Annotated in this window: 20 protein-coding genes; 15 read left to right on the forward strand and 5 right to left on the reverse strand. The window is 39.8% G+C overall.

Going from position 1 to position 24,956, the window contains the following annotated elements; all coding sequences use genetic code 11:
* Nucleotides 1-149 precede the first annotated feature (149 nt).
* The 7 genes from JMY09_RS10125 to JMY09_RS10155 all read left to right on the forward strand — a co-directional run bounded on the left by JMY09_RS10125 (nucleotide 150) and on the right by JMY09_RS10155 (nucleotide 12,181).
* Nucleotides 150-1,649: a TolC family protein gene (locus JMY09_RS10125; RefSeq protein WP_201623473.1), complete on the forward strand. Its 1,500-nt coding sequence runs from the start codon at nucleotides 150-152 to the stop codon at nucleotides 1,647-1,649.
* Nucleotides 1,650-1,780: 131 nt separating this feature from the next.
* Entirely contained in the window at nucleotides 1,781-4,057 is a 2,277-nt protein-coding gene (locus JMY09_RS10130; RefSeq protein WP_201623474.1) for a type I secretion system permease/ATPase, read from the forward strand.
* 2 nt (nucleotides 4,058-4,059) lie between these two features.
* A complete protein-coding gene (locus JMY09_RS10135) occupies nucleotides 4,060-5,229 on the forward strand; it encodes an HlyD family efflux transporter periplasmic adaptor subunit (RefSeq protein ID WP_201623475.1) in 1,170 nt (389 codons plus the stop codon).
* Between the two features lie 475 nt (nucleotides 5,230-5,704).
* Entirely contained in the window at nucleotides 5,705-8,887 is a 3,183-nt protein-coding gene (locus JMY09_RS10140) for a UDP-N-acetylmuramoyl-tripeptide--D-alanyl-D-alanine ligase (protein ID WP_201623476.1), read from the forward strand.
* 79 nt (nucleotides 8,888-8,966) lie between these two features.
* Nucleotides 8,967-9,743 carry a D-alanyl-D-alanine carboxypeptidase family protein gene (locus JMY09_RS10145; RefSeq protein WP_201623477.1) on the forward strand — a complete coding sequence of 259 codons (777 nt, stop codon included), beginning with the start codon at nucleotides 8,967-8,969 and terminating at the stop codon, nucleotides 9,741-9,743.
* Between the two features lie 293 nt (nucleotides 9,744-10,036).
* Nucleotides 10,037-10,933, forward strand: a complete 897-nt coding sequence (locus JMY09_RS10150) for a hypothetical protein (protein ID WP_201623478.1) — start codon at nucleotides 10,037-10,039, stop codon at nucleotides 10,931-10,933.
* Nucleotides 10,934-11,386: 453 nt separating this feature from the next.
* Nucleotides 11,387-12,181: a glucose 1-dehydrogenase gene (locus JMY09_RS10155; RefSeq protein ID WP_201623479.1), complete on the forward strand. Its 795-nt coding sequence runs from the start codon at nucleotides 11,387-11,389 to the stop codon at nucleotides 12,179-12,181.
* 187 nt (nucleotides 12,182-12,368) lie between these two features.
* Here the strand turns inward: JMY09_RS10155 and JMY09_RS10160 are convergent, their stop codons facing one another.
* The 3 genes from JMY09_RS10160 to nadR form a co-directional block, all read right to left on the reverse strand.
* Nucleotides 12,369-12,824, reverse strand: coding sequence for an Mpo1 family 2-hydroxy fatty acid dioxygenase (locus JMY09_RS10160; RefSeq protein ID WP_201623480.1), 456 nt, complete (start codon nucleotides 12,822-12,824; stop codon nucleotides 12,369-12,371).
* A gap of 234 nt (nucleotides 12,825-13,058) precedes the next feature.
* Nucleotides 13,059-13,808, reverse strand: coding sequence for a nicotinamide riboside transporter PnuC (pnuC, locus tag JMY09_RS10165; protein ID WP_201623481.1), 750 nt, complete (start codon nucleotides 13,806-13,808; stop codon nucleotides 13,059-13,061).
* Nucleotides 13,809-14,012: 204 nt separating this feature from the next.
* A complete protein-coding gene (gene nadR, locus JMY09_RS10170; protein WP_201623482.1) occupies nucleotides 14,013-15,068 on the reverse strand; it encodes a multifunctional transcriptional regulator/nicotinamide-nucleotide adenylyltransferase/ribosylnicotinamide kinase NadR in 1,056 nt (351 codons plus the stop codon).
* A 540-nt stretch (nucleotides 15,069-15,608) separates the two neighbouring features.
* On the opposite strand from nadR, the gene JMY09_RS10175 reads away from it, so the two are divergent.
* The 4 genes from JMY09_RS10175 to JMY09_RS10190 all read left to right on the forward strand — a co-directional run bounded on the left by JMY09_RS10175 (nucleotide 15,609) and on the right by JMY09_RS10190 (nucleotide 19,952).
* Entirely contained in the window at nucleotides 15,609-15,833 is a 225-nt protein-coding gene (locus JMY09_RS10175) for a PspC domain-containing protein (RefSeq protein ID WP_227677274.1), read from the forward strand.
* A 335-nt stretch (nucleotides 15,834-16,168) separates the two neighbouring features.
* Nucleotides 16,169-17,230: a glycine--tRNA ligase subunit alpha gene (gene glyQ, locus JMY09_RS10180; protein WP_201623483.1), complete on the forward strand. Its 1,062-nt coding sequence runs from the start codon at nucleotides 16,169-16,171 to the stop codon at nucleotides 17,228-17,230.
* Nucleotides 17,231-17,239: 9 nt separating this feature from the next.
* Nucleotides 17,240-19,333 (forward strand): glycine--tRNA ligase subunit beta, encoded by a 2,094-nt coding sequence (glyS, locus tag JMY09_RS10185; protein ID WP_201623484.1) that lies wholly within the window; start codon nucleotides 17,240-17,242, stop codon nucleotides 19,331-19,333.
* A gap of 370 nt (nucleotides 19,334-19,703) precedes the next feature.
* On the forward strand, nucleotides 19,704-19,952 hold the full coding sequence (locus tag JMY09_RS10190; protein ID WP_227677275.1) for a hypothetical protein: 249 nt from the start codon (nucleotides 19,704-19,706) through the stop codon (nucleotides 19,950-19,952).
* A gap of 69 nt (nucleotides 19,953-20,021) precedes the next feature.
* Here the strand turns inward: JMY09_RS10190 and JMY09_RS14555 are convergent, their stop codons facing one another.
* The gene (locus JMY09_RS14555) at nucleotides 20,022-20,489 is read right to left on the reverse strand and encodes a cell division protein ZapA (protein WP_227677276.1); all 468 of its coding nucleotides are present in this window, start codon (nucleotides 20,487-20,489) and stop codon (nucleotides 20,022-20,024) included.
* 63 nt (nucleotides 20,490-20,552) lie between these two features.
* A complete protein-coding gene (locus tag JMY09_RS10200) occupies nucleotides 20,553-21,014 on the reverse strand; it encodes a hypothetical protein (RefSeq protein ID WP_201623486.1) in 462 nt (153 codons plus the stop codon).
* A gap of 209 nt (nucleotides 21,015-21,223) precedes the next feature.
* On the opposite strand from JMY09_RS10200, the gene JMY09_RS10205 reads away from it, so the two are divergent.
* From JMY09_RS10205 to JMY09_RS10220, 4 genes are all read left to right on the forward strand, one after another.
* Nucleotides 21,224-21,877 carry a UPF0149 family protein gene (locus JMY09_RS10205; protein ID WP_201623487.1) on the forward strand — a complete coding sequence of 218 codons (654 nt, stop codon included), beginning with the start codon at nucleotides 21,224-21,226 and terminating at the stop codon, nucleotides 21,875-21,877.
* 247 nt (nucleotides 21,878-22,124) lie between these two features.
* Nucleotides 22,125-22,607, forward strand: coding sequence for a nucleoside deaminase (locus JMY09_RS10210; RefSeq protein ID WP_201623488.1), 483 nt, complete (start codon nucleotides 22,125-22,127; stop codon nucleotides 22,605-22,607).
* Nucleotides 22,608-22,680: 73 nt separating this feature from the next.
* Entirely contained in the window at nucleotides 22,681-23,928 is a 1,248-nt protein-coding gene (gene argE, locus JMY09_RS10215) for an acetylornithine deacetylase (RefSeq protein ID WP_201623489.1), read from the forward strand.
* Between the two features lie 176 nt (nucleotides 23,929-24,104).
* Nucleotides 24,105-24,863, forward strand: coding sequence for a LysE family translocator (locus tag JMY09_RS10220; protein WP_201623490.1), 759 nt, complete (start codon nucleotides 24,105-24,107; stop codon nucleotides 24,861-24,863).
* The last annotated feature ends 93 nt before the right edge of the window (nucleotides 24,864-24,956 follow it).

A 24,956-nucleotide genomic window follows, 5' to 3' on the forward strand; every position in this document is an offset into this window, starting at 1 on the left:
ATTGTATTCTGTATTAATTTTTAGTAAGGTTTAGAACATGAAACTAAATATTAACGAAAACGGATATATAGGGTTTCCTGTTGAAATATAATATAACAAGCCTATCGAAGCGAAAACATTCATCTTGCATTTTGCTATTACTCAAAAGCATGATGTTGCTACTAGTAGGTCTATATTTAACAGTTTCGACCCAAGCCGTAGTAAATGACATCCAAATTAATAGTTTGATTGGACAAGCTATTCAGACACATCCGTTAGTAGGGTCAGCTCGTGCCAGTCAGCAAGCAACAACTGAGGGTATTACTGCTGCTAAGTTAAATTTGCTACCTACACCTAGTGTTTCTTCTGGTTATGACAATGAAAGTGATTTTATATCGCAAATTACCCTACGTCAGGCCTTGTGGACAGGAGGTGAGTTGACTGCCAATGTCAATCAAGCAATATTCGATGATAAAGCGGCAGTTGAGAATATCTACGAGCAGCAAAACACAGTCGCCAAAATAGCTATTGGAGCATGGAAAGACTATATTCAGGCGCTTGCACAGCAGAATATTCATTCAGAAACCCTCAACCAGCTCAGCGGATTTGATGCATCAATGCAACGCCGTGTCAATCAAGGAGTGTCAGCACGTATTGAATTAGATTTGGTAACTAACCGTATCTTGCAAGAGCAAACAGCCTATCAGGCAGCTGTAGAACAGCAACGTATAGCGGTCGCTAGACTTGAGCAAATTATTGGAGAAAGGCTAGCGGAAAATATTGATAACACTTTACCTGATATCAAGTTTTTGGTTAATCAAGCCAAGCAGCAATCGATTAACTTTGAACAAATGGCATTTGATCTAACCAGTTTCTACAATCCAATCGTTATTAAACAACATTTTCAGGTTGAGTCAGCTAAGCAAAATGTAAAAGCCCGACAGGCAGCTAAATATCCAAGCATTTATGCGCAATATGAACATACTTATTATCATCAAGATAATAGCAATGAGGGTCAGTTCTCTTTAGGACTGAGCTATGATCCAGGCGCTGGATTTTCTAATTTAGCATTAGCACGTGCTTCGCAAGCTGAGGTTGATAGCTTAATACAAAACCAAGAGGCGGCGCGACGCAATGTAATTGAAGATATACAAGTACAGTATCAGCAGTTCGTTAGTGCTCGTGATCGTGAGACTTCGTTAGTGGCGGCTGTAGCTGGGGCTCAAATCGTAGTTAGCTCTTATCAGCGTCAGTTTATAGCTGGTCGCAAGTCTTGGCTTGAGGTACTTAATGCCGTTCGTGAACACAGTGACTATCAAGTGCAATTGGTACAAACACGTACTACGTTATTAGCGTCTTTTTATAATCTACAAGTCGATTTTGGCTTGATGCAATGGCAAGACTTTAATGTCAATCGTCAACCAGTGCGGTTGTTTAATTCGTTAGATCCAGTAAGAGAGTGGTTAAACAGCCAAGATCAAAATATCGATAAAACAGACTTTCAAACCATTCAAAGTCGAAGATTTCCCAGTCTGCCGCTTGGCTATAAGCCAAAGTTACAGGACAGTTATAGGGACGTTAAGTTACCAGCTGCTGCAGAGTATAAGCTAGGTAATGATGAGCTTCTGATAGTTGATGATAATTATAATATTACGCCCATATTTGAGTAACGCAATGCAACAAAGGGTCGATAGCGCAAAATAATAAAGCCAAAATAAAAAGTAAGCAGTCAATAAAAGATAGCTAAAAAGACACCTATAGCGAATTTTGATTATTCTTAAATAATTAATAAGTGATTCTTATGAGCGAAAATTTATCGTCTACACCTATATTAGTATCAGCATCCTCATCTATAACTAATGCTATAGATCTCAAGAAGCACCAGCAAGATAGGGGCTGTGAGATGATACAGACTTTGACCGATGCATTGAGATATTTACTTAGCCAACAAGGATACCCTATAGACAATATCCGTCTGCATGACATGGTGGAGCGTCATAGCAATATGTCAGCTAAGCCAAGCAAAAACGTTCACCAATTGGGCAGAGTTATTGCTGTACTAAATGGCATTGGTATAGACGATATACCTAAAATATTAGCGCAACCAGATGCAGCATTTTTACCATTATTGGCTTATAGAAGTGATATCGGCTGGGGCATCATCAATAATCAAACACCGCAAGGGACTTGGAACTTTCGCCAAGAAAACAGCCAGACATTGAGCAGTATTGATGATTTAGAGCTGATATTACGGATTCGTTTAACTGATCAGCACATAAAGCAGCGCAAGTCCTCATTTAACGACTTACTCAAGTCAGATTTAGGTAACTATAAAGGTATTTTCGCCGAAGCTATTGTGGCCAGCTTTTTAATAAATATGCTAGCACTCGCTGTGTCGTTGTTTTCTATGCAAGTTTACGATCGGGTCATACCAACGCGTAGTGAATACACGCTTATTATATTAGCGAGTGGAGTATTGCTAATAATTATGTTCGAAGCTTTTATGAAGTTTGCGCGTGCTCGAATAATGGATAAGGTGGCTATCGGTTTAGATCAATATTTATCTCGAGAAGTATTTGAACGGTTATTAAAAGTGCGAATTGATCAACTGCCAGGTTCGGTGGGCTCTATGGCCGCACAATTGCGCGGCTATGAGCAAGTGCGTAGTTTTTTCACCGCTAGTACTTTATTTGGTCTCGTTGATTTACCGATGACTATTATTTTTGTTACTTTAATAGCGTTTATTGGTTCACCTTTAGTAGCGGTAGTCCCAGTCATCGCTGCTGTGTTAGCTATTACTATGGGTCTATTGGCTCGTAAACGCATAGACATGATCGCTGCTGAAGGGGCTTCTGCTTCTTACTATAAAACGGGGTTGTTAGTAGAGACAGTAGAAGGGGTTGAGACTATTAAAGCTGGGGCAGGGAGCTGGAAATTCTTATCGCGTTGGCTTGATGTTATGAGCATTACTATAAAAAATGATTTGGATATGAAGCATGCTAATGACAATCTCAGTTATTTTACTCAAATGCTACAGCAGGTGAGCTATGTGAGTATTGTGATTGTAGGTTCTTTCGTAGTCATACGAGGGGATATGACTATGGGTGGCCTTATTGCCTGCTCAATTCTAGGGGGCAGAGTACTAGCCCCAGTTATGGCATTACCTGGTCTGCTGGTGCAATATGCGCATGCTAAAGCCGCTAAGGTCAATATTGAAGCGCTGTTTGAACTAGAACAAGACAATCATAATATTACTTATCCTTTATCACCTACTAGTATCAAAGGTAATTATCTATGTGAAAATTTAGTATTTAATTACCAAGATAATGATAGATCAGCTATCAATGTGCAGAAGCTATCGATTCGACCAGGCGAGCGTATTGCTATTTTAGGTCCTATTGGCTCTGGAAAGTCTACCTTGTTAAAAGTGCTATCAGGTCTCTATGCGCCTACTGAAGGACGAGTTTTATTGGATGGTTTAGATATCCAACAGATTAGCCGAGAAACTTTAAGTGAGCGTCTAGGTTACTTACAGCAAGATCATCGGCTATTTCAAGGAACCTTAAGAGAGAATCTATTGATTGGTATGCCAGCCCCTAACGATGATGTTCTGCAACAAGTAATAAATAGAACAGGACTGATTAATTTAGTCGCTAGTCACTCAAGCGGGCTTGATCTACCTATTAGTGAAGGGGGTAAAGGATTATCAGGAGGACAAAAGCAATTGGTGGCGTTCACTAGACTATTACTAACTAAACCTGACGTATTCTTGTTAGATGAGCCTACCGCTTCAATGGACAATAAACAAGAGCAGCGCTGTCTACAAGTGCTCAAGCAACAGCTAATAGAAGGTCAAACTTTAATAGTGGCAACCCATAAGTCCGTGCTATTAGAATTGGTTGATAGACTAATTATTATGGACAATCAACGCATCATTATCGATGGTCCAAAACAGGTCGTACTTGATGCACTTAGAAGACAAGACAAGGTACCTAATAAACCTAAGCAACCGAGTGAGATACAGAATGTAGCAAAGCCTGTGATAGCCAAAAACTCTATAGACCAACAAGGGAAATAATTATGGCAGAATATAAATATACACCCACTACACCCAAAGTTGGTCGCTCAAGATTGAGTATTTGGATTGGCGTTATCGGTATTATAGCGTTACTGGTATGGGCATCATTCGCCAAGATTGATCAAGTGACTCGGGCCAAAGCGACGGTGATAGCTAGTGCTCGTACTCAAGAGATTCAGGCATCAGAGGGCGGTGTTTTGACTCAACTGGCTGTAGTAGAAGGTCAGGAGGTTAAAGAAGGTCAGCTATTGGTAGTTTTAGAAGAGGAACGTGCTCAAGCTGCTGTAGATAATTCAGCTTCTAAGATGGCGGCATTAAAAGCCAGATTGTCACGCTTAAATGCTGAGATATTTGAGAGGTCTTTAGTATTTCCTGACGATATAAAAGGCTATTCTGACTATATCCAGAACCAAACGGCACTATATAATCGACGACGTCAGGCCATCAATGAAGAGGTTTCATCTCTAAAAAAAATGCTAGCATTGGCTGATAGAGAGTTAAGTATGAATGAGCCATTATTAGAATATGGCGATGTCAGTCAAGCCGATGTTATTAAGCTAAACCGTCAAGTTGCTGATATTGAAGCTCAGATTAGTAATAAAAAGAATAAGTATTTTGAGGAAGCGCAAGCAGAAATGACTAAGGCACAAGAAGAGCTAGATGTCGAAATAGAACTATTGCGTGATCGAGCACAAGTATTAGCAGAAAAGCGTCTCATGGCACCAACTGCAGGCAAGATAAAAAATATTAACGTAACTACTATTGGTGGAGTGGTCAAACCTGGAGAAATCATTATGCAAATTCTGCCCACTAGTAGTGATTTAATCGTTGAAGCCAAAGTAAGACCTACTGATATTGCTTATGTCAAAGAAGGTCAAGATGCTACTGTAAAGCTTGACTCTTATGATTATTCCATCTTCGGTGCGATGACTGGTAGTGTCAATTACATCAGCCCAGATACTTTGATGGAGCAGACACCTAAAGGAGAAGAACCTTATTATCGAGTATTGATTAGGATCACTGGGGCTGAGTTCAAAAAGGGTAGTGATGAAATCGTCATTAAGCCCGGTATGACGGCATCTGTTGATATCAAGGCAATGGAGCGCACCGTGTTGTCTTACCTAACTAAGCCCATTACTAAGACCTTATCAGAAGGTTTAGGCGAACGCTAAATCACTGATAAAAAGCTAATTTCTAGGTAATAGCTAGCTTAATTTTAATTTTGTTAATAACAAAGTAGTTCATCTGGACATGCGCTGTTGATCGCTTATCAGGCTAGCTATATATATTGACTAAGCCGCAGAGATAATATTCATTTATTGCCATATAAGGTATAAATCTGCTATCTTGTGTATATGCACAAGTGCATATACTCTGCAATTGCAAACTTACTGTGATGATGGTTAAAGATATATTCGAATAGCTAAGTATATTATCACCCACGGTTTGCTACTGCTCTTCTTCGTTAGTTTGAGGATGCTAAAAATGCGAACAGATATACTAGCTAAGAAGGGTGATATTTATAAAGACCATAATCATAATAATTTAATCAACTATTTGAAAGCTAACCTTGCGGCTATCTATGACAACTGGCTGCAAACTCATCTTAGTCAAATAAGTGATAATGGAAAAATAAAGGATAGAGTTATGGATACTCTACCTAACACTTTTATTCTGTCTGTATCCGATGGTCATAAAAGAGCTAAAACCATCTCGTTTATTATGAAAGATTTATTGACAGTAGAAGGTTTAGAGAACAATGATGGCAGTGCTAAATTTATAACCAATAGCAGTGACAGATTTGCTAATTTTGAAAAAATAATAACTGTAGTTATCGCAAAAATAGAGAAATTATCAGTAAAGTTTACAGGCTCTATTACTTGGCTAAGGCTTGAATGGATTACCCAAGCATCATCTACAACGTGGAAAGAATTTCAGCAGGATCTTAGAAAGTTTAAGAGAAACTATTATCGCTCTGGTATTGCTTTTACAGGAATACGTGAGCCTTGGTTGTTGCTTTCCGAGATGGAGATGAATGCTAATGCTTGTCTGTATATGGGTAACTCAATCTCACATGCTGGCGTAAATACCACTAATTTTAACCGTTACTTTATAGCCCGTCATGGTGTCAGCCAATTGCCTGCTTTCAATGATGATTTAGCCGTGATTAACTTTAATACTGCTGGTATATTTATTGATGGAAAAACTGGAGAATATTACAACCTTGAGACCCAGCCACGTTTCAAAGGTCATCGCGCTTTATTGCCCTTATCAGCAAAGACTACTCAGCCTATAATCAAGATGGCTACAGAGTACCTGTCCAAACAAGTCCAGCCATCAGGCCAATATGTTTATGGTCATTTTCCCTGCTTTGGTCGCACGATAGATACTTATAATAGCTTACGTCATGCCAGTAGTACTTATGCGCTGATAGAAGGCTATGAGGCTTGCTGTAAGTTTGACAGGTCAACAGTAGATGATACTAACAACGATGTAAGCGTGTCATCAGCAACGCCTGTAAAACTAAGCCTAAGGCAAATGCAAAGCGACATCGACAAAGCAATGGGCTATTTAATCCATCAGCTGATGCAGACTTATGATGACAAAGCCTATGTTGTTGATACGGGGGGAGAGATTAAACTAGGCGCAAATGCGGTGGCTATCTTAGCACTAGTGAAGTATTTGCAAGTGTTTACGGATACGCCAAAAGCCGATAGCTATCACGCGTTAGCAGAAAAGCTCGCGCTAGGCATTCTGGCGATGCAGCAAGAGGATGGCAGCTTTGTACATGTGCTGCATAGTAAAGACTTAACCCTTAAAGCTAAAAATCGCATCATCTATTATGATGGCGAGGCTGCATTCGCGCTAATGCGTCTGTATGGATTGACTAAAGATGAGCGTTGGCTAGACTGTGTTACTCGTGCTTTTGACTATTTCATCGAAGCTAAACACCATCAAGCGCATGATCACTGGCTATCGTACTGCTCAAACGAGCTGATTATTTATAAGCATGAAAGGAAATACTTTCAGTTCGCAGTCAATAATATTGCAGGCTATACCGATTTTATAAAAAATCGCATCACCACTTTTCCGACCCTGCTTGAGCTATCAATGGCATTTCACAAAATGCTGTTAAAGCTAGACGAGCATCCAGAGTTTCACCAAGTGTTAGCAGGTTTTGATATTCAAGGGTTTTATCAGGCATTGCATGCCCGTGCCAATCATCTACTGAATGGTTTTTTCTTTCCAGAGGTGGCGATGTTTTACAAGTTGCCGCAAACGATTTTGCATGGTTTTTTTATCCGTCACCACTCGTTTAGAGTACGTATAGATGATGTCGAGCATTATCTATCAGGGTTGATTGCTTATCAGCAACTATTAGCAACAACAACTTATCCAAAATTAGCCTGTAAAAATACTCAGGTCCAGTCCATAAAATTAGATAACTCACATTTACAATCCTCTGTGTTAACCGCTGATGCGCTAGTAGTGGCAACTAAAGGAATATGGCTATCAGAACCAGCAGAAAGTTGGTCGGCGACAGGCGTTTGTATTTGGCCGCCTAGCTTTAAGCCTAATCAGGTGATCGTTGCTCGGGGTAAAACTATGGCAGTAGGCTACCTATCAAAAAATACGATCGAATCTTTAGTCACAAAAGGTGCTGCTGCGATTATTACCGATGATCTATTAGCATATAAAGATATGGGCGTTCCTGTACTGCAAGTTTCCAATGTGCGTCAAGCGACTATTGATATAGGTCGTTATACCCGGCAAGCTTTCAACGGTCATATTATTGGTGTTACAGGTAGTGCTGGCAAAACAACTACAGTCAATATGTTAGCGCACACTTTAAACGGCTTTGGTGGTGCCAGTTATACAGAGTCTAGTGCGAATCTACCAGTAGGGATAGCATGGAATTTATCTTGTATGTCTCATTCTATTAACTATTGGGTATTAGAAATGGCGATTGGCTCTATGTCTATCAATACTGACTTGGTGCGGCCTGATATCGCGGTAATTACCAATATTGCACCAGCTCATCTTGATTATCACTATAACGTTGAAAATATTGCCCTAAAAAAATCTCGTATTTTCAAAGGTATGGCACCAGGCTCTTTAGCAGTCGTGTGCCGAGATATTGAGCAATATAATTTGATTGAAGGCCTAGCAAATAGTTGGGGTATTCATATCATCAGCTATGGTCAACATCAGCAAGCTATGATAAAACTGCTCAGCTATGATGAAAAAAATGTGCAAGCGCACATTGCTATTAATGATCAGACTTATACCCTTAATATGGCAGCACAAGGTCGGCATATGGTATTAAATGCGCTAGCTATCTTAGCCGTAGTCGCCCATTACCAGTTATCTATTGATGAAGCTATTACTAGTTTAGAGACGTTTGCACCTGTCACTGGGCGAGGGGCAATAGTTAAGAAGACTTATAATACTATGCCCATTACCCTTTACGATGAAGCTTATAACGCTAATCCATTATCGATGCGTGCTGCACTCATAGCCTTTGAGCAGTCGTCAATTTCTGCTCAGCATAAAATACTGATTTTAGGTGATATGTTGGAGCTGGGTAATGATAGTCGAAAATATCATCTGGAGTTGGCTACTGTCATTGAAAAAGTGAGTTTTAGAGATTTAATTTTGGTTGGTAAGCACAGCAAAGTATTGGCTGATGAGCTGCAAGAATCGGATATAGAATCTCATTATTTTAAAAATACAAAAGCTCTGGCTAGTCAACTACCTAAGTTTATTAGAGGCAATGATCATGTTTTTATCAAAGCCTCTAATAGTATCGGTTTGAATAAGCTATTTTAGTCTAGTTAGAACTTGATAGTAGTAATAATGACGATATTGCAACTGTGAATGATAATATTCCTAAGGTGACTACTATATTATGCAAAGTATCTATACTAACGCTGCTATATCAGTTGAAAGCTTTACCTTGAATAGTAGCGAGATCAGTAATCAAAGTTTCATAACCTCTATTCGGCCGACAACGACAAAAATGATGGCGTCATTGGCTAAGTTGATGACGGTTATGCTAGCTTGGGATAAAATCAAACAGGATAATCTCGACCCTGCAGTGACTTTGATTGAAATGCCCGTGGACTTATTAAGAGGGAGTAGTGATTACTACAAGTTCTATAAAAAAGGCGAAAAAATCTCTTTATCAACGCTTATCCAATCCACTTTGATCGCCAGTTCTAATGAAGCTGCCTATGCACTAGCTTGTTGGCATTCTGGTAGTGAGAGCTATTTTATACCCCAAATGATTCGTAAATCACATATGCTTGGCCTTACAAACAGCCATTATACTAGCTGTTCAGGTCTTGAGAGAAGTGCTTATACTACTGCCCAAGATATGAGTAAGCTTGCAAAGGTATTTGTCAGCAAGTACACCACATTAGCTTCCTACTGCTCTTTAAAATATTTTGAATTTAATGGTAAAAAAGTTTCTAATACTAATAAACTGCTACTTTCTCATGCCGCTGTCATAGGACTGAAAACAGGTAATCTTGTGGGTATTGGGTCCAATTTAATCAACTATTGGATCGATGAGGATGTGCACTATATAAGCATTGTGTTGGGCGCTGAAAGTCAAGAGAGTTGCTATGAGCTATCTAAAAGAATTATGCATAATTATGCTTCTTTAACAGCATCTGAAAGTTGATGAGCTATAAAAATATGACAACTTGTTACCACGATATTGATATCAGGCTAAGCTAGTTATATAGGTGGCAATAATGGTTAATAGCATGATGAGGCTCACTAGAATAAAGATTAAAGCATTTTTTGGTTTTCACCTTATTATATGGGCGAGTACATAATATGAAGACCTTAAGGTTAGTGCTGGTGTTATTAATACTAATCACTACAGTTATTGTTGTAAGACATAATTTTGCTAATGACAATCATAATGGCAAAAATAGTGACTTAGACAAAGATGAGGGTAGGTGTCACGCTATGAAGAAGGCTTATGAACCATTATCTTTTATTGACCAAAAATATAAAGAAAAAGGTGATTTTAAATTTGTAATCGATAGTCAAAAAGTAGCAGAAACTAAAGCGCTTATATCTAATCATCAACTTGTTGATTTACAGCGCCAATTAGTAGCTGCGGATATGCTTTATCAACAAGTACTAGGGTTAACGGCGCCATTGGACAAACCTCGTTATCAGCGAGCTAATTATATTAAAGTTATAATGGCGCTTATAGACGGTAACGGTTTGAGTTACGATGAAGTTACTGCCGATAAAGCCTTAGATACTCTTGACTGTAATATTTCTATGAAGCTTAAAGCCACGTTAAAAGCTACTAATGGAACCCCTGCCCATGAACTGTTCCATATGTATCAAAACAGCTATTTTATGTTTAAGAATAGATGGTTAACAGAAGGCACTGCTCAGTGGTCTGAATCCTTATTAAATAAAGGCTTAGGTAAAAGAATTAGTGCAAGCTTACCGCAGAATTTAGAGGAATTAGAAGCTACTATGCAGTTAAGCTACAATGCAAGTGCAATGTGGACTCGGCTGTTTCAGTTGGTTGACGAAAAAAAAGAGTTTAATATTCCCCGTTCTATAAAAGCCACTGCTTATACTAATGGTGATTCCATCATTAAAGACAATAAAGCCTATGGTACTTCTTTTATAAAAGTACTATTTGAAGAGCTTGAAGCACAGAGTAAACAAGCCTCAAGTGATAATGGTTGGGATACTTATAACTGGAAAGAAAGAGATCAAAAGAGCGCTGCTAGCAACAATGTTTATATCTGGAGAGCGGTTCAAAACGCAGTTAATAAGACCGTACCAGTAGAGCAACAGTCAGAGGAGTTAAAGCATTTTATTAATATTTCTTTATAAGAATAAAGCTGAGCTAGATTGCGGATGATATCAAGGTAAGATCCGATTAGTTAGTATCTTCCAGCAGTCTCACAACTATTTGTGAGTATAGCGATGAAAGTATTAGGCTAGGACTATGTTTATGAGCCACTGCCTCTACGAGCAACTGCTTAAATAGAGAGAGTCGAAGGCTATGTTAAAAATACAGTTAGAGCAAATTGATTGTCAAATCAACCTTTACAAAAATATCGTTACTATTATAGGCATTGAATAAATAAATATTACAAAAATTAGCCAACTTGCCACACTAATTTTAGGGCAGCAGAGCATAATTATTGAGTGGCTTGTTAAAAAGGCTAAGATAATTGTTTAACACCGATACAAGGTAAATGACTAACTATTGGCGGAAATAACTAAGCTTTTAGCATTGAGTATTTAATAACCGTTTTTCAATAATTATTATAAGGTATTGTTATGCAAGAATTTAAACATAAGCAGTTTGATGAACTGTTCGATTTGACAGGAAAGACCGCCATTGTTACTGGTGGCGCTAACGGTATCGGTAAAGCTACGGCTTTACGTTTAGCAGAAGCTGGCGCAAACATTGCCATTGCAGATTTAAAGTTAGAGGATGCTCAAGCTGCTATCAAAGATATAGAAAAACTAGGCGTTAAAGGCTTAGCGATAGAATGTAACATTCTAAAAGACGATGACTTAGTGGCTATGGTCGATAAAGTCATGGCAGAATTTGGTAGTATAAACATTCTTATTAATAACGCTGGCGGTGGTGGTGGTGGTCGTGAAAACCCATCTAAAATATCTGTCGATGATATTCGTCGTGACTTTGAGTTAAATGTGTTCAGTGGCTGGCGCTTATGCCAATTATGCGTACCGCATATGAAAAAATCTGGCTATGGTTCTATTGTATTCACAACTTCTATGTCAAGTATCAATAAAGATCCAAGCATGAGTGGTTACGCCAGCTCAAAAGCAGCTGTGAACCATATGGTAGCTAACTTAGCCCATGACTTTGGTCCAGAAGTCCGTATTAATGCTGTCGGACCAGGTGCTACTCGTACTGACGCTTTAAAAACAGTATTAACGCCTGAAATCGAAAAGAAAATGCTAGCACATACACCTATTCAGCGTTTAGGTGAAGCTGATGATATAGCAGGTGCTATGCTGTATTTTGCCTCACCAGTTTCGACTTGGGTGAGTGGTCAGACTATATTTGTTAACGGTGGTGGTGTGCAAACACTCGATCAATAATGGATTGCCGTGTTTGATTCATACAGCTATTCAAGAAAGCTTTAATAGATAATTGGTAAAAAGCGCGGCCTTGTTATTAAACTAATAGCGAGGCCGCGCTTTTTTATTTGTGAGATATTTATGAGATAGTAGCGAAGAGTGTGCTGTTGGTATTTAATCAACTTTTCTAGAAGTTCTGATTGTTAGCCTAAGTGTTTTTAGAAGCTCTATTAGGTAGTAAACTATTAATAACCCACGCTGGACCAATTAATAAAAACTGTAGGTCTTTGAAAAATGAAGGTTTCTGGCCTTCGATTTTGTGACCGACGAACTGTCCAATCCAAGCAATAACAAATACTCCCGCCCAAAGCTTAAATCCTAAAGGCAGGCTGGCCATTACCGCTAAGCAAATAGCAATAAACAACCCCATCGCTAAAAAAAGGGGAGTAGATAGCTGCATATAAAACAATAAAACCAAAGCGCTCAGTACTAGAGTGAACCATACTGATAATGACATGCCCATCCCTAAAATACTGACAAAGATAGCGGGTACGCATAGCCAGTGGATTTTTTTATTAATAAGGTTTTGATGACTTACTGCGTATTCACTGAGCCACTGTTCAAGTGAGCGCTTAGACATCCGGGGTTGGCGAGTACGAGACATACTAACCTCCTTGTTAGTGATAGAGCTATTAATGATCAAGCTAAATGCTGCTATCAGTTATAGCATCATTTAACATAGCTGACTATATTATCTAGTAAAGCGTTACACTGATAAGGTGTTATTTTAATAGTGTTAGGTATAGCAACTATTTATTAAAGACTATTCATTAGAGAGTAAGCATAACCTATACGGTCGTGTAGAGCATGCTTAGGCCCTCTAATTAAATACTCGGTTTTATACTGTTTTCTCTAGGGTGTTTTGCTCGCTACGATACCACTCATAGAGTCCGACAAAAGAGTTTACTTGGTAAACCATGGTTTGAATGGCAAATATATAGTTGCCAGACATTAAGTTTACCGTCAACCAGACGAAGTTAGATAGAATCCATAGCCACCAGTTAAATGAGTAGCGCAAGATCATCGCTGCCTGCGCGGTAATGGAGATGATAAAAGCGATAACGTTAATCCAAAAGAATGAAATAAAGCCTAAAAACTTACTATTATCATCTTCTACAACGGCATAGCCATAGCTGGTCAATAGATCATTAACAGTGGGAAATAGCGCTAAACCAATAATCATAAAGCTACCAGTAATTAGCCACACCCATTTATTAGCTGATTTAGGAATCATATCACCATCAGCATCAGTGTTTTTCGTCCAGTAGAAAAGTCCGTATAAATGAGTGAAGAAGTTAAATAGTGGTGCTAGCATTAAGCCAACAGACCCTGCTGTCGCTTGTACTACCACTTCGCCAGCGGTTGCGCCCATACCAAAGCCGTTACCCAAGATGTTTTTTCGAAAAGACAGTGATACCACACAGACTAACCCTACGAAAGAGACGCCCAAATAAAACCAATCCAGCGTTTCATGATTAGTAGTCAACCAAAAGCCTGCAGATAATGCTAGCACTCCTGATATAAACCAAGTGACTATCCACTGTAGTGCCCATTTCCCAGTAATATTGTCCAATAGCTGAATGCGCATAATTATCCTCAAAATTTTTGCTTAAAGTTGTACTTAGAATGGTACTCAAAATGGTATTTAGTAGTCGTAATTAGCATTATGTTAAAAGTTATATTTGAATTTGAAATCGTCATTAAGACCTTTATAAGTTAGGTCTTTGCTTAACCAAGTGACGACTATATAAATTGTTATAAGCTGTAAATTATAAGTTATTATAGTTTTTTGCTAAATCGATTTACCGGTTTTGCCATAGATATGCTCATCAATAAAGGCGATTGCCTCTTGATAACGTGCATCATAGTCAGGCTTGTCTATCAGGTGTGGGTCGATATTATGACGATCAAAAATCTCTAATAATCGCTGCTCAAAGCGTCCTCGTGATTCAGTATCTCCTAACGAGCGCATACCGTCAGCGACCCACGGTGTATTATTATCCAACATAATAGTATGGTCTAACTGAAACTCATTAATACAAGCACTGACGAGAGGATGGTTACGACCTTCGTACTCTTCACAGAAAGCTTGAGTAGTGACAAAGTCAGTATCAACGATAGTTACTGGAGCAGTAGCGTTGGCAGTCGCTATCCGTATCGCTTGGGCATGATTTAGGGCGATAGGGCCATAGTCACTATATTGCAGTCCAACCTCACTGCCACCTAAATCCGTACCTACATACAGCCGACCCATCTCTAACGCAAAAGTAGCACCATAATAATTGGCTAGTTTGTGTACTAAGGTGGTTTTACCTGAGCTTTCACCACCTACGATAGCGATAGTCTTAGTATAATTACCACGAGCTTGTGGGTGCAATGCTAACCAATGCGCTACTGGATTACGAGCAATGGCGTAAGAGTCAAACTCTGGCTGCAATGGGGTAGTGGCGACAGGCATCAATAACTGCTCACATAACTCTGGTTGCGCTAGAGGATGATTATCAGCGACGAATAGTACAGTATCCTTTGGCAAGCTCAAAGCGTCCGTTAAGTGTTGCAATTTAGCGTTGCTAGTTGCTATATCAATAATCACATCATCAAAGCGCTCATGTAAAGGTAGGGCAATCTCTTTAGTGGTATGAATATGGATAAAGGGTAGGTTAGCACAGGCCATCTGTAGCCAGCGGGCCTTGTCTTGTAAAGTAATATAAAAGTCTGGGTGTGGGGATGGATGCTTAGTGATGACGATATGCAAGCTTTTGGCTTGTCCTGCTGCTGCCAATATGCTGCGCATCTGTCCTAAATGTAGCGGTTCAAAATGTCCAATCATCAGACCAGTATCGTACATAATAATCCTTAAAAATTTGTTTTAAATGATAGGTTGGTTTTCTTACAAGCAGTTTTAGTTAAACCGTTAGCTTTATCAAAGACAGTAGTAGAGATCACTTTAAGGAGTGACTTATAATTGTTATTTATTGGCGCTATTTATTAACCTAATTCATTAACGTCAATTATGAACATTATTTATTGGTATGGTATAAAGGTTTGTATAGATATACAGGTGAGTTATTGTAAATACTCTTATTATCATGATTAGTGACGGTGAAAATATAAGCTGTTTTATGGTTAATGATGCCAAGTGGATAAAGAGTGTTGTAACTGGTTGAATTAAACCGTATAAAATAGTGGCAACAAAGGCGCAACAACAGGGACTCTGAAACATTTTGAAATAACTATTTAGAATCAGCTACTTACAAGGCATAATGACAGACTATGGCAACTTTAGTTATCATAAATTCACAAAGTACGCCTACATTTTAAACAGATATAGTAGAAATGATTGCTATACTTATTGGCAAGTTAAGTAGAATAATAAGGAGTATAAGATTTGGCCAACTCGTCAAACAAGTTAGTAAAGTTACATCGCTCTAAGAATAATCGCATGTTAGCCGGAGTAATGGGTGGCGTTGCAGAATATGTAGGGTGGTCACCAACTTGGGTACGCCTGTTGTTCGTGATTATATCTTCTTTAAGCGTGGCAGTACCCGGAATCTTAATTTACATTGTATTATGGATTATCATGCCTAATGCTAATGCTCAATCGTATGAATAATAAAAGTCTTAATCTCAGTCTACTAGTTTGACCAAGTAATCTTATAGCATCACTAGATGCTAAAAAACAAAAAGCCTGTCTAAACAGGATGACATGACATACCTTTCCTCCTACTCAGATGTTTATTCATCTGGGTATTTTTTTTAATTTTATTTCTACTATCAATTAGCGTGTAAGCTTAGCGTCTATAAATTAATTGCTGTAAATATAGATAAAATAGCCATTTTTTAGTAAGGTAGGTGGTTAAACAGATACGTTATCAAATAGACTGCATTACTTATGCACAAATAGGTTTTAGTTTTGTCTAATTTTACTCATTCCACAGTGATTCCTCTATGACTTCCGAAGTTACAAATACCCAAACATTGACCTTTCAAGATTTAATTTTAACTCTACAGAACTATTGGGCCTCAAAGGGCTGTGTAGTATTACAACCTTATGATATGGAAGTGGGCGCGGGTACTTTTCATACCGCAACTTTTTTGCGTTCTTTAGGTCCTGAACGTTGGAATGCCGCTTATGTGCAACCCTCACGTCGACCAACTGATGGCCGCTATGGTGATAACCCTAACCGTTTGCAGCATTATTATCAGTTTCAAGTGGTACTCAAACCTAATCCCCCTAATATGCAAGAGCTGTATTTGGACTCTCTAAGAGCTATAGGAATTGATCCTTTAGTTCATGACGTGCGTTTTGTGGAAGATAACTGGGAGTCGCCAACATTAGGAGCGTGGGGTCTAGGTTGGGAGATATGGCTCAATGGTATGGAAGTGACGCAGTTTACTTATTTTCAGCAAGTGGGTGGTATTGAGTGTTTCCCTGTTACGGGTGAGATTACTTATGGTCTTGAGCGTTTGGCTATGTATGTTCAAGGTGTCGATAGTGTTTACGACTTAGTCTGGGCGGATGGTGAGTTCGGCCGTGTCACTTATGGTGATGTGTTTCATCAAAACGAAGTGGAGCAGTCTACTTATAACTTTGAGCATGCTGATGTGCCAAAGATGGCTGAGTTTTTTGATTTTTACGAGCAGCAAGCGGATAAATTGGTCGCTGAAGGGTTACCACTACCTGCTTATGAGATGGTTCTTAAAGCTTCGCATGCTTTTAACTTGCTCGATGCCCGTGGAGCGATTTCGGTCACTGAACGTCAACGTTTTATTCTACGAGTGCGTACTTTGGCACGTAAAGTAGCATTGGGCTATGTGGAAGCAAGAGCAAGGTTAGGCTTTCCATTAGCTGATGAGGCACACCGTCAGGCGGCTTTAGATAAGTATCTACCTAAAGACAAGTCTAACGCAGACAATACTGATGCTGATGCTGATGCTGATGCTGATGCTGATGCTAATAAGTTAAACAGTAAAAAAGCTAACCACAATACTAACAATAATAATAAATAGGAGCATCCCATGAGTAGTATTTTGTTTGAACTGGGGTGTGAAGAGCTACCCCCAAAGAGCCTAAAAACCTTGCGTGACGCGCTACAAGCTAGCGTTACTGAGCAATTAAATGAGGCTGATATTAGCTTCGATAGTATCCATTCTTTTGCGGCGCCGCGTCGTTTAGCATTACAGATTCAAGGTATCAGTGACAAGCAGCCAGATCGTAGTGAACAAAAACGTGGCCCAGCGATCAAAGCAGCTTTTGATGCTGAAGGTAACCCTACTCGCGCAGCGCTCGGCTTTGCCAAAGGTCTCGGCATTGAGGCAAGCGAGCTGATTACTATTAACACCGATAAAGGTGATTATATTGGCTATGAGCAAAAAGTCACTGGTCAGGCGATCACTGAATTATTGCCACAAATATTACAAACGGCATTAGATCAGTTGCCTATAGCTAAACGTATGCGTTCAGGTGCCTCAAGAGAGGAGTTTGTGCGACCAGTACAGTGGGCAGTGCTGATGCAAGATGATCAGGTTATTGAAGCTGTTATTCAAGGTCAGCAAACAGGTACGCAAACACGTGGCCATCGTTTCCATAGTCCTGATTACCATACTATTGACCATGCTGATAACTATGAAGAGCTTTTACAAAGTCTCAAGGTCATCGTTGATTTTGATAAGCGAAAAACGCTGATTAAGAATCAAGTCAAAGCCTTAGCTGATCAAGTTAATGCTAATGCTATCGTCCCACCAGAATTATTGGATGAAGTGACGGCGTTGGTGGATTTCCCAATTGCCTTGCGCGCAAGCTTTGAGCCAAGGTTCTTGCAAGTACCGCAAGAAGCGCTGATCTCAACTATGCAAGCGGATCAAAAGTATTTTTGCTTGACTGATAAAGATGGCAAGCTGCAGCCTTATTTTATCTTTATCACTAATATCGAATCCAAAGACCCTAATCAGATTGTACAAGGTAATGAAAAAGTAGTACGTCCACGTTTGGCCGATGCTGAGTTCTTCTTCTTACAAGATCAAAAGCAGCCATTATTTGCGCTAACTGAAAACCTAAAAACCCGAGTGTTTCAAGATAAACTCGGTACTATTTGGCAGAAGTCTGAACGTATTGCTAAGCTAGCTGCTTTTATTGCTACTCTTATGCAACAGCAAGGCATGCAAATTAGTATTAATGAAACGGTGCGTGCGGCCATTTTGTCCAAAGCTGATTTAGCCAGCTCTTTAGTTGGTGAGTACCCTGAATTACAAGGTATCGCTGGCACTTATTATGCCCGTCTTAATGATGAGCCTGAAGCGGTTGCTGCTAGTTTGGAAGAGCAGTATTTACCGAAATTTAGTGGAGATGTATTGCCACAAACCCCTATTGGAATATGTTTGGCCTTAGCCGATCGTTTAGATACCTTAGTAGGTATTTTTGCTATCGACCAAGCGCCTACTGGCTCAAAAGATCCGTTTAGCTTGCGCCGTTCAGCTATTGGTATCTTGCGTATCTTGATCGAAAAGCAACTACCTATTAATTTGGTTGCTCTAGTTGAGCAAGCGGTGAATAACTATACTAGTGGCGAAGACAGCAAAATCGCTAAAATGGGTGATACTCTTACTCAAGTAATGGCGTTTTTGAATTCACGTTATCGGGCGATGTATACTGAACAAGGTGTCAGCGTTGATACTATCCAAGCCGTACAAGCTATTAATCCGCATATGCCACTGGATTTTGATCAGCGTATTCGCGCGGTGCAAGCCTTTAGTGCCTTGCCGCAAGCATCAAAGCTAGCAGACTCTAATAAGCGCGTGGCTAATATTTTGGCTAAGTCTGAATCTGATGTAGCAAGTAGTGTCGATGAGTCATTATTAGTAGAGCCTGCGGAGCAAGAGTTATATCGGGCAGTCAGTCAAGCACAGACAGCAGTAGAGCCTTTGCTGGCACAAGCAGATTACACTCAGATTTTGCAAACGCTAGCTAGCTTAGATGAGCCATTAACTCAATTCTTTGAAGGGGTAATGGTCAATAGCGAAGAGCTAGCGCTTAAAAACAATCGCTTGGCACTGCTAAAGCAAGTTCGGGCGTTGTTCTTGACGGTTGCTGATATTAGTGAGCTGCAGTTGTAGCTATAGTGAAGGAATTATTTAACCGTGGCTTACTGGTCAACTGTACGCTGATTAAAGCTTTATATAAATAAAAAACTGGCTCTGCTAATTGATCATTACAGAGCCAGTTTTTTATGGGTTATTATGTCCAGCGGATTACTAAGCATAGTATGAAGCGACTTATTTTTTAGGAGCTGAATCTGTAATAGCTTAGTTTTTAATATTTCTATTTTACTTAACCACTAGGTAAGTAGTGAGTAATTACACAGAGTAGCCATTGTGCTGCCTGCGTCAGTTACAGTAAACTCTAAGTCATAGATCATTAAATATTGTTTAAAGGAGCACTATCGTGTTTGCTATTGTCATCATAATAATTATAGTTTGGATCTGCATGTGGCTGTTCTATAAAGTCATGTACCCACGTGCACCAAAAAGCATGATGCCACAAGAAGGCGACGTAACTGAACCCCGCAATTGCAATTTTTGTGGTCATAGCTTAGCCGAATATCGTGGTGTGCTCGAAACCAAAACTGTGGCATCTAAGTCAGCTGCTAGTGATCTAACAGAAGACAATACCTTATTCTTTTGCAATTATGAACATCAAGCTGATTTTCATGCAGGCAAAAGCTATAAGCCATAAGCTGGTTCTTTATTTTACCTTTATATCAGTTAAGCTCAGCCTCTACTTACGATAGCTGTTATAGAACGATTATAAAATGGACTGCGCATCTTTTATGATTTTGTTTAAAAAGGCTTCGTTTTGATCATTTTGCTGCTGACGACTGATCTCGGCCTTATTATTGTCTTGAATCTTTTCGTATAGGTTTAGGCAAGTTAAAACCAATAAGTCTTCTTGACTCAATTTAGGGGCATCTTTTTTTATATCGGTAGCGAAGTTATTGATGTAATGCACAGCTGAGCGCAATTCTTGTTCTTCATGTACTGGACAAAAGATATTGTAACTGGAGTCAGCAATAAAGATGTTGACCATCTTCATTGGTGCTTCAGCGGGTTTCACCGTCTTTTTAGAGCTATCAGCACCTTTGGCTGCTGATGGTACACTATTAGTACTTGGCGTCTGAATGACTGGCTTAAGCTCTTGATTATCAGGTTTTTTATCAGTAGTTGCTGATTTTTGTTGCGCTGTAGCTTGAGTATTTGAGTTATTATCGGTCATAAAAAATCCTACAAAATATAAAAACAGTTAAAGTATGGTCAGCTAAGTAAACGACAACTGAGCCTAACCGTCTATTTGGTCAATACGAGTCAAACGCTGCAATACCACTTGGGTGCGCTCTGCTGCCAATTGGTTTTTCTCTTGCAAGTCATTATTTTGCTTTTTGATCTCTTCGTTTTGCTGTTGCAGCTCCAAGCTTTGCTGTTTAAGCGTATTGTTATGCTGTTGCAACTGTTCATTGCTTTGTTGCAACTCAGCCAGCTGGTTTTGAATCTTATCTTGTTCTTCCCCTATCATATGATGGGCTTCAGCTAAACTCTGATAACGATTATCCAAGTCAACAAAGCGCTTTTTACCATTGTCACGTTCAGCATAGCTGCTATCTAGTTTGGCTTTGAGGGTCGATAGTTCTTTGGGGTCAATATTTGGCCGCTGTTTGAGGCGATTAAGTTCGCCACTGACAAGTTGATGCTGCTTTTTGATATCGAGTATCATCTTTTCTAAGACTTTTAATTGATCATACATAGTCAGTTTGTATCCTTAACCAGTAGAGTGTGAATGAATTTATGTTTATACGTTTAATAATGCCATAGGTGACCGCATAATATCTATATCAACAAGGTAATTACCCTTATTGTCTTACTTTATATCTCGATTGGTCAGTTGGCTATAATTATTTATAGTTACGCTAATTAATAACTAAATAGCATTAACCAATAACTAGGACATCTTTTATGAATGATAATATCTCAGGCTGGAATACTTGGTCTACTGTATTTGAAGAGTGGACTGATGTGACTATCAGCGAATTGCACGGCTTTATGACTGGCATGATGACTGCCTGTGATGCGCCTGATGAGCAAGTCTGGGCTACTGTGCTTGAGGAATTAAGCTTTTCGCCACTACCAGAGCCTGCGTTGACCTTATTAGCCGAAGAGGCTGAAGATACGGTATTTCAGCTCAAAGATAAAGATGATGCTTATGCTTTTGCGCCATTAGTACCTGATGATGAACATGATTTATACGAGCGAGTAATGGCCTTGAAACAGTGGTCAAATGGCTTTATGACTGGGTTTGGTATTACGGATAGTCATTTAACTAGCGAAGAGAACGAAATGCTCATTGATCTAGCTAAGATCGGTGGTATTCGCCTAGAAGACGATGAAGATTTTGAAGGGGGCGAAGAGTCCTACCTTCATCTTTATGAGTTTGCCCGTATGGTGCCAGTTAGTTTTGCTACTCGTCCACGCAAACCAGTAAAAGATCTGCCGCTGATTGCAGGTTTGGCTATAGATGCTAAAACTACCAAAGAGTTACAAGCAGAGGGCAAGTTGCCAAAGCGTATCCCACCTGTGATCGATATAATGAATAAAAACAATCCATCGTAAGCCTTTTAGCTTTTATGTTTAACTGCCTAGCTTTGACGACTGATCGTTAGTAATTAAAGCCTATTCACGGTTTAGTAACCTCAGTAAGCTATCGGGAGCAAATTGACCTCAATACAATGCTGCAATAAGAGCTAATATGGGGGTTAAGCATTAGAGCGTGTTCGATAGTGATAACTATATAGGGCTGTGTGTGCCGAACTGCTGAACACCGCCTAATGATAAATAAAAATAAGCTGGAGAATAGATCATGACAAAGGATAATGACCAACAACATTTGCAGCGCTGCATTGAGCTAGCAACTGAAGCTTTAGAGGCTGGCGATCAGCCATTTGGTAGTGTGCTAGTCGCCGCTGATGGTACGGTAATGAATGAAGATCGTAACCGTGCTAATAGCGTTGATCCTACTTATCATCCAGAAATTGCAGTAGCTCGTTGGGCGGCGCAAAATATGACTGCAGAGGCACGAGCACAAGCCACAGTCTATACTTCAGGTGAGCATTGCGCTATGTGTTCAGCGGCGCATGCTTGGGCTGGTCTTGGCCGTATTGTCTATATTAGCTCATCTGAACAATTGGGCGAGTGGATGCAGGAGATGGGAATGGAATCGACTTCACCGATCAACAGCTTAGCTATTCAACAAGTTGCGCCCAATATACCAGTAGAAGGGCCGATCGCCGGATTAGATCAACAAGTAAAAGAGTTGCAACGTCGTGCTCAGCAACAAGCCTAAAAAAGCAAGGTTTTAGCCTCATTCGGTGACTTGCTCTTATATTGAATGTACTAATGTACTGAAGGGATATCCAATGGTTGTAACTACTAGCACTACCACTGATTATCAAACTGATCGTCAGCCTAAGCCTACTGAGGCTTACCCTCATAACAGTGTTGATTGGCTGAGCCATTTGATCAGTTTTGATACTGTCAGTCGCTATTCAAATCTAGCGCTCATTAAACAAGTGCAAACTTACTGTGAGCAGTTGGGTTTGTCAGTGGATTTGACTTTTAATCAGGCGCAAGATAAAGCCAATCTATTCGTTACGGTAGCTGCTGGTGAGCACGCGGATATTAGCACTGGCGGTCTAGTATTATCTGGACATACTGATGTGGTACCAGTCGATGGGCAGCAATGGACTTCTGATCCGTTCAACGCTACTATTCGTGGCTCACGCCTTTACGGACGTGGCTCTTGCGACATGAAGGGTTTTATCGCTTGTGCACTGAATCTACTACCAGCGGCGGTAAAGCTCTCTAAGGCCGGTAAGCTGCATCGTCCTATCCATTTGGCTTTATCTTTTGATGAGGAAGTAGGCTGTCTAGGAGCGCCATTAATTTTGGCAGATTTGGCGACTCGTGGTATCAAGCCTGATTATTGTATCGTAGGCGAGCCGACTAATATGACTATGGTGGTGGCGCATAAAGGTATTGCGGTGTATCGCTGCCGTGTGCATGGCAAGTCTGCTCATTCGTCACTGACTACTCAAGGGGTCAATTCAATCAGCTACGCTAGTCGCTTAATTGGTTTTGTCGATGATTTGGCAGAAAAGTTAAGTCACCGTAATGATAGCGATGCCCTATTTGATGTACCGTATTCCACGCTCTCAGTAGGTACGATTCAAGGAGGCACAGCGACTAATATTGTGCCGAATTTATGTGAATTTACTTTTGATTATCGCAATCTACCGCATATGACTCAAGAGGATATCCTACTACCTATTCAGGCCAAAGTTGCGGAGCTAAACGCGCAGATGCAATTACGTGCCCCTGAGACTGGTATTGAGCTGCTACAAGAAGAAAGTGTGCCAGCGATGACTGACAGCACTAATGACGAGCTACAACAGCTAGTAGCGGCATTAGTTGAGGATAGTAAACGCCATAAAGTTGCCTACGCTACCGAAGGAGGGCAGTTCACTAATGCTGGCATTCCAACTATCATCTGTGGCCCAGGTAGTATTGAGCAGGCTCATAAAGCGGATGAATATGTTGAACTTGCTGAACTTGAGCGCTGTGATGGATTTCTACAGCGTTTGCTTGAGAGTTGTACCAGCGTTTAGCTACTATAAAGTTAATCATCATTTCAAATGAGCTTCAATAGGTATAAAATACACCGTCTTTATGGCGGTGTTTTTTTGATGGTTGTTGTTTAGCGTGGCACGGCGTTTCAGTGTAAGCTTTCTAATAATAGCCTCACTAAGCACAGGCTTTTAATCAATACATTAGGGGTTAGTTGATGTCTTGGCATCTGTTGGCAGTGTTCTTTGCGAGTACGTTTTTTATATCAGCGACCCCCGGTCCTAATATGCTATTGGCGTTTCAATATGGCATGAACTATGGCGTCAAACGTACCTTATGGACGCTGGCAGGACTGAGTCTGGGACTGTTTATTCTACTGTTATCGACACTGCTTGGACTAGATGTCATTAGTCGTCAATCGCCTTGGTTATTAGAGGTTATCAAAACAGTGGGCGCTGTTTATCTAATCTATTTAGGTATAAGCTCATGGCGTGATACTAGCGACCGTAGCTTGATGGACGACGCCCGCGCAGTGAGTGCAGAGGTAGCTGCTGACTACTTAGATAACGATGAAATGTCGGATAACGCTAATAGGTCTTATAGCCTTCATCAAGCCCCTAAGCCACGATCATTATCTAGCGCTGCGGTCAACACTAGCCCTACTAACTTCACCTTATTCCGTACTGGAGTTTGGGTGTCGTTATCTAATCCAAAAGCTATTTTATTCTTCGCGGCTTTTTTCCCCAAATTTATCAATTTTAGCGCAGCGCTTTTTCCGCAATATATCTTACTAACTATAGGGCTATTCTTAAGTGAGACTATATGGCAAATAATCTATACTGTCGGTGGTAAAAAACTAGCGGGCTGGCTCGATGTTGGTAACCGTCTAACTTGGTTAAATCGTGCTTGTAGTGTTATTTTTATGTTAATTGCTGGTGCTTTATTAGTGGAAGTCATTAGTAATTTATTAAATTAATATAAAGTATTTTATTGGCTGGCTATATTTTTTTAGAGCTATTAAAAGAATTTTTCTCTATGAAAAAATATTATTGTTTATTAATATAATAAA

Origin of the sequence: Psychrobacter urativorans, from assembly GCF_904846695.1 — a bacterium.
Taxonomy (GTDB): domain Bacteria; phylum Pseudomonadota; class Gammaproteobacteria; order Pseudomonadales; family Moraxellaceae; genus Psychrobacter; species Psychrobacter urativorans.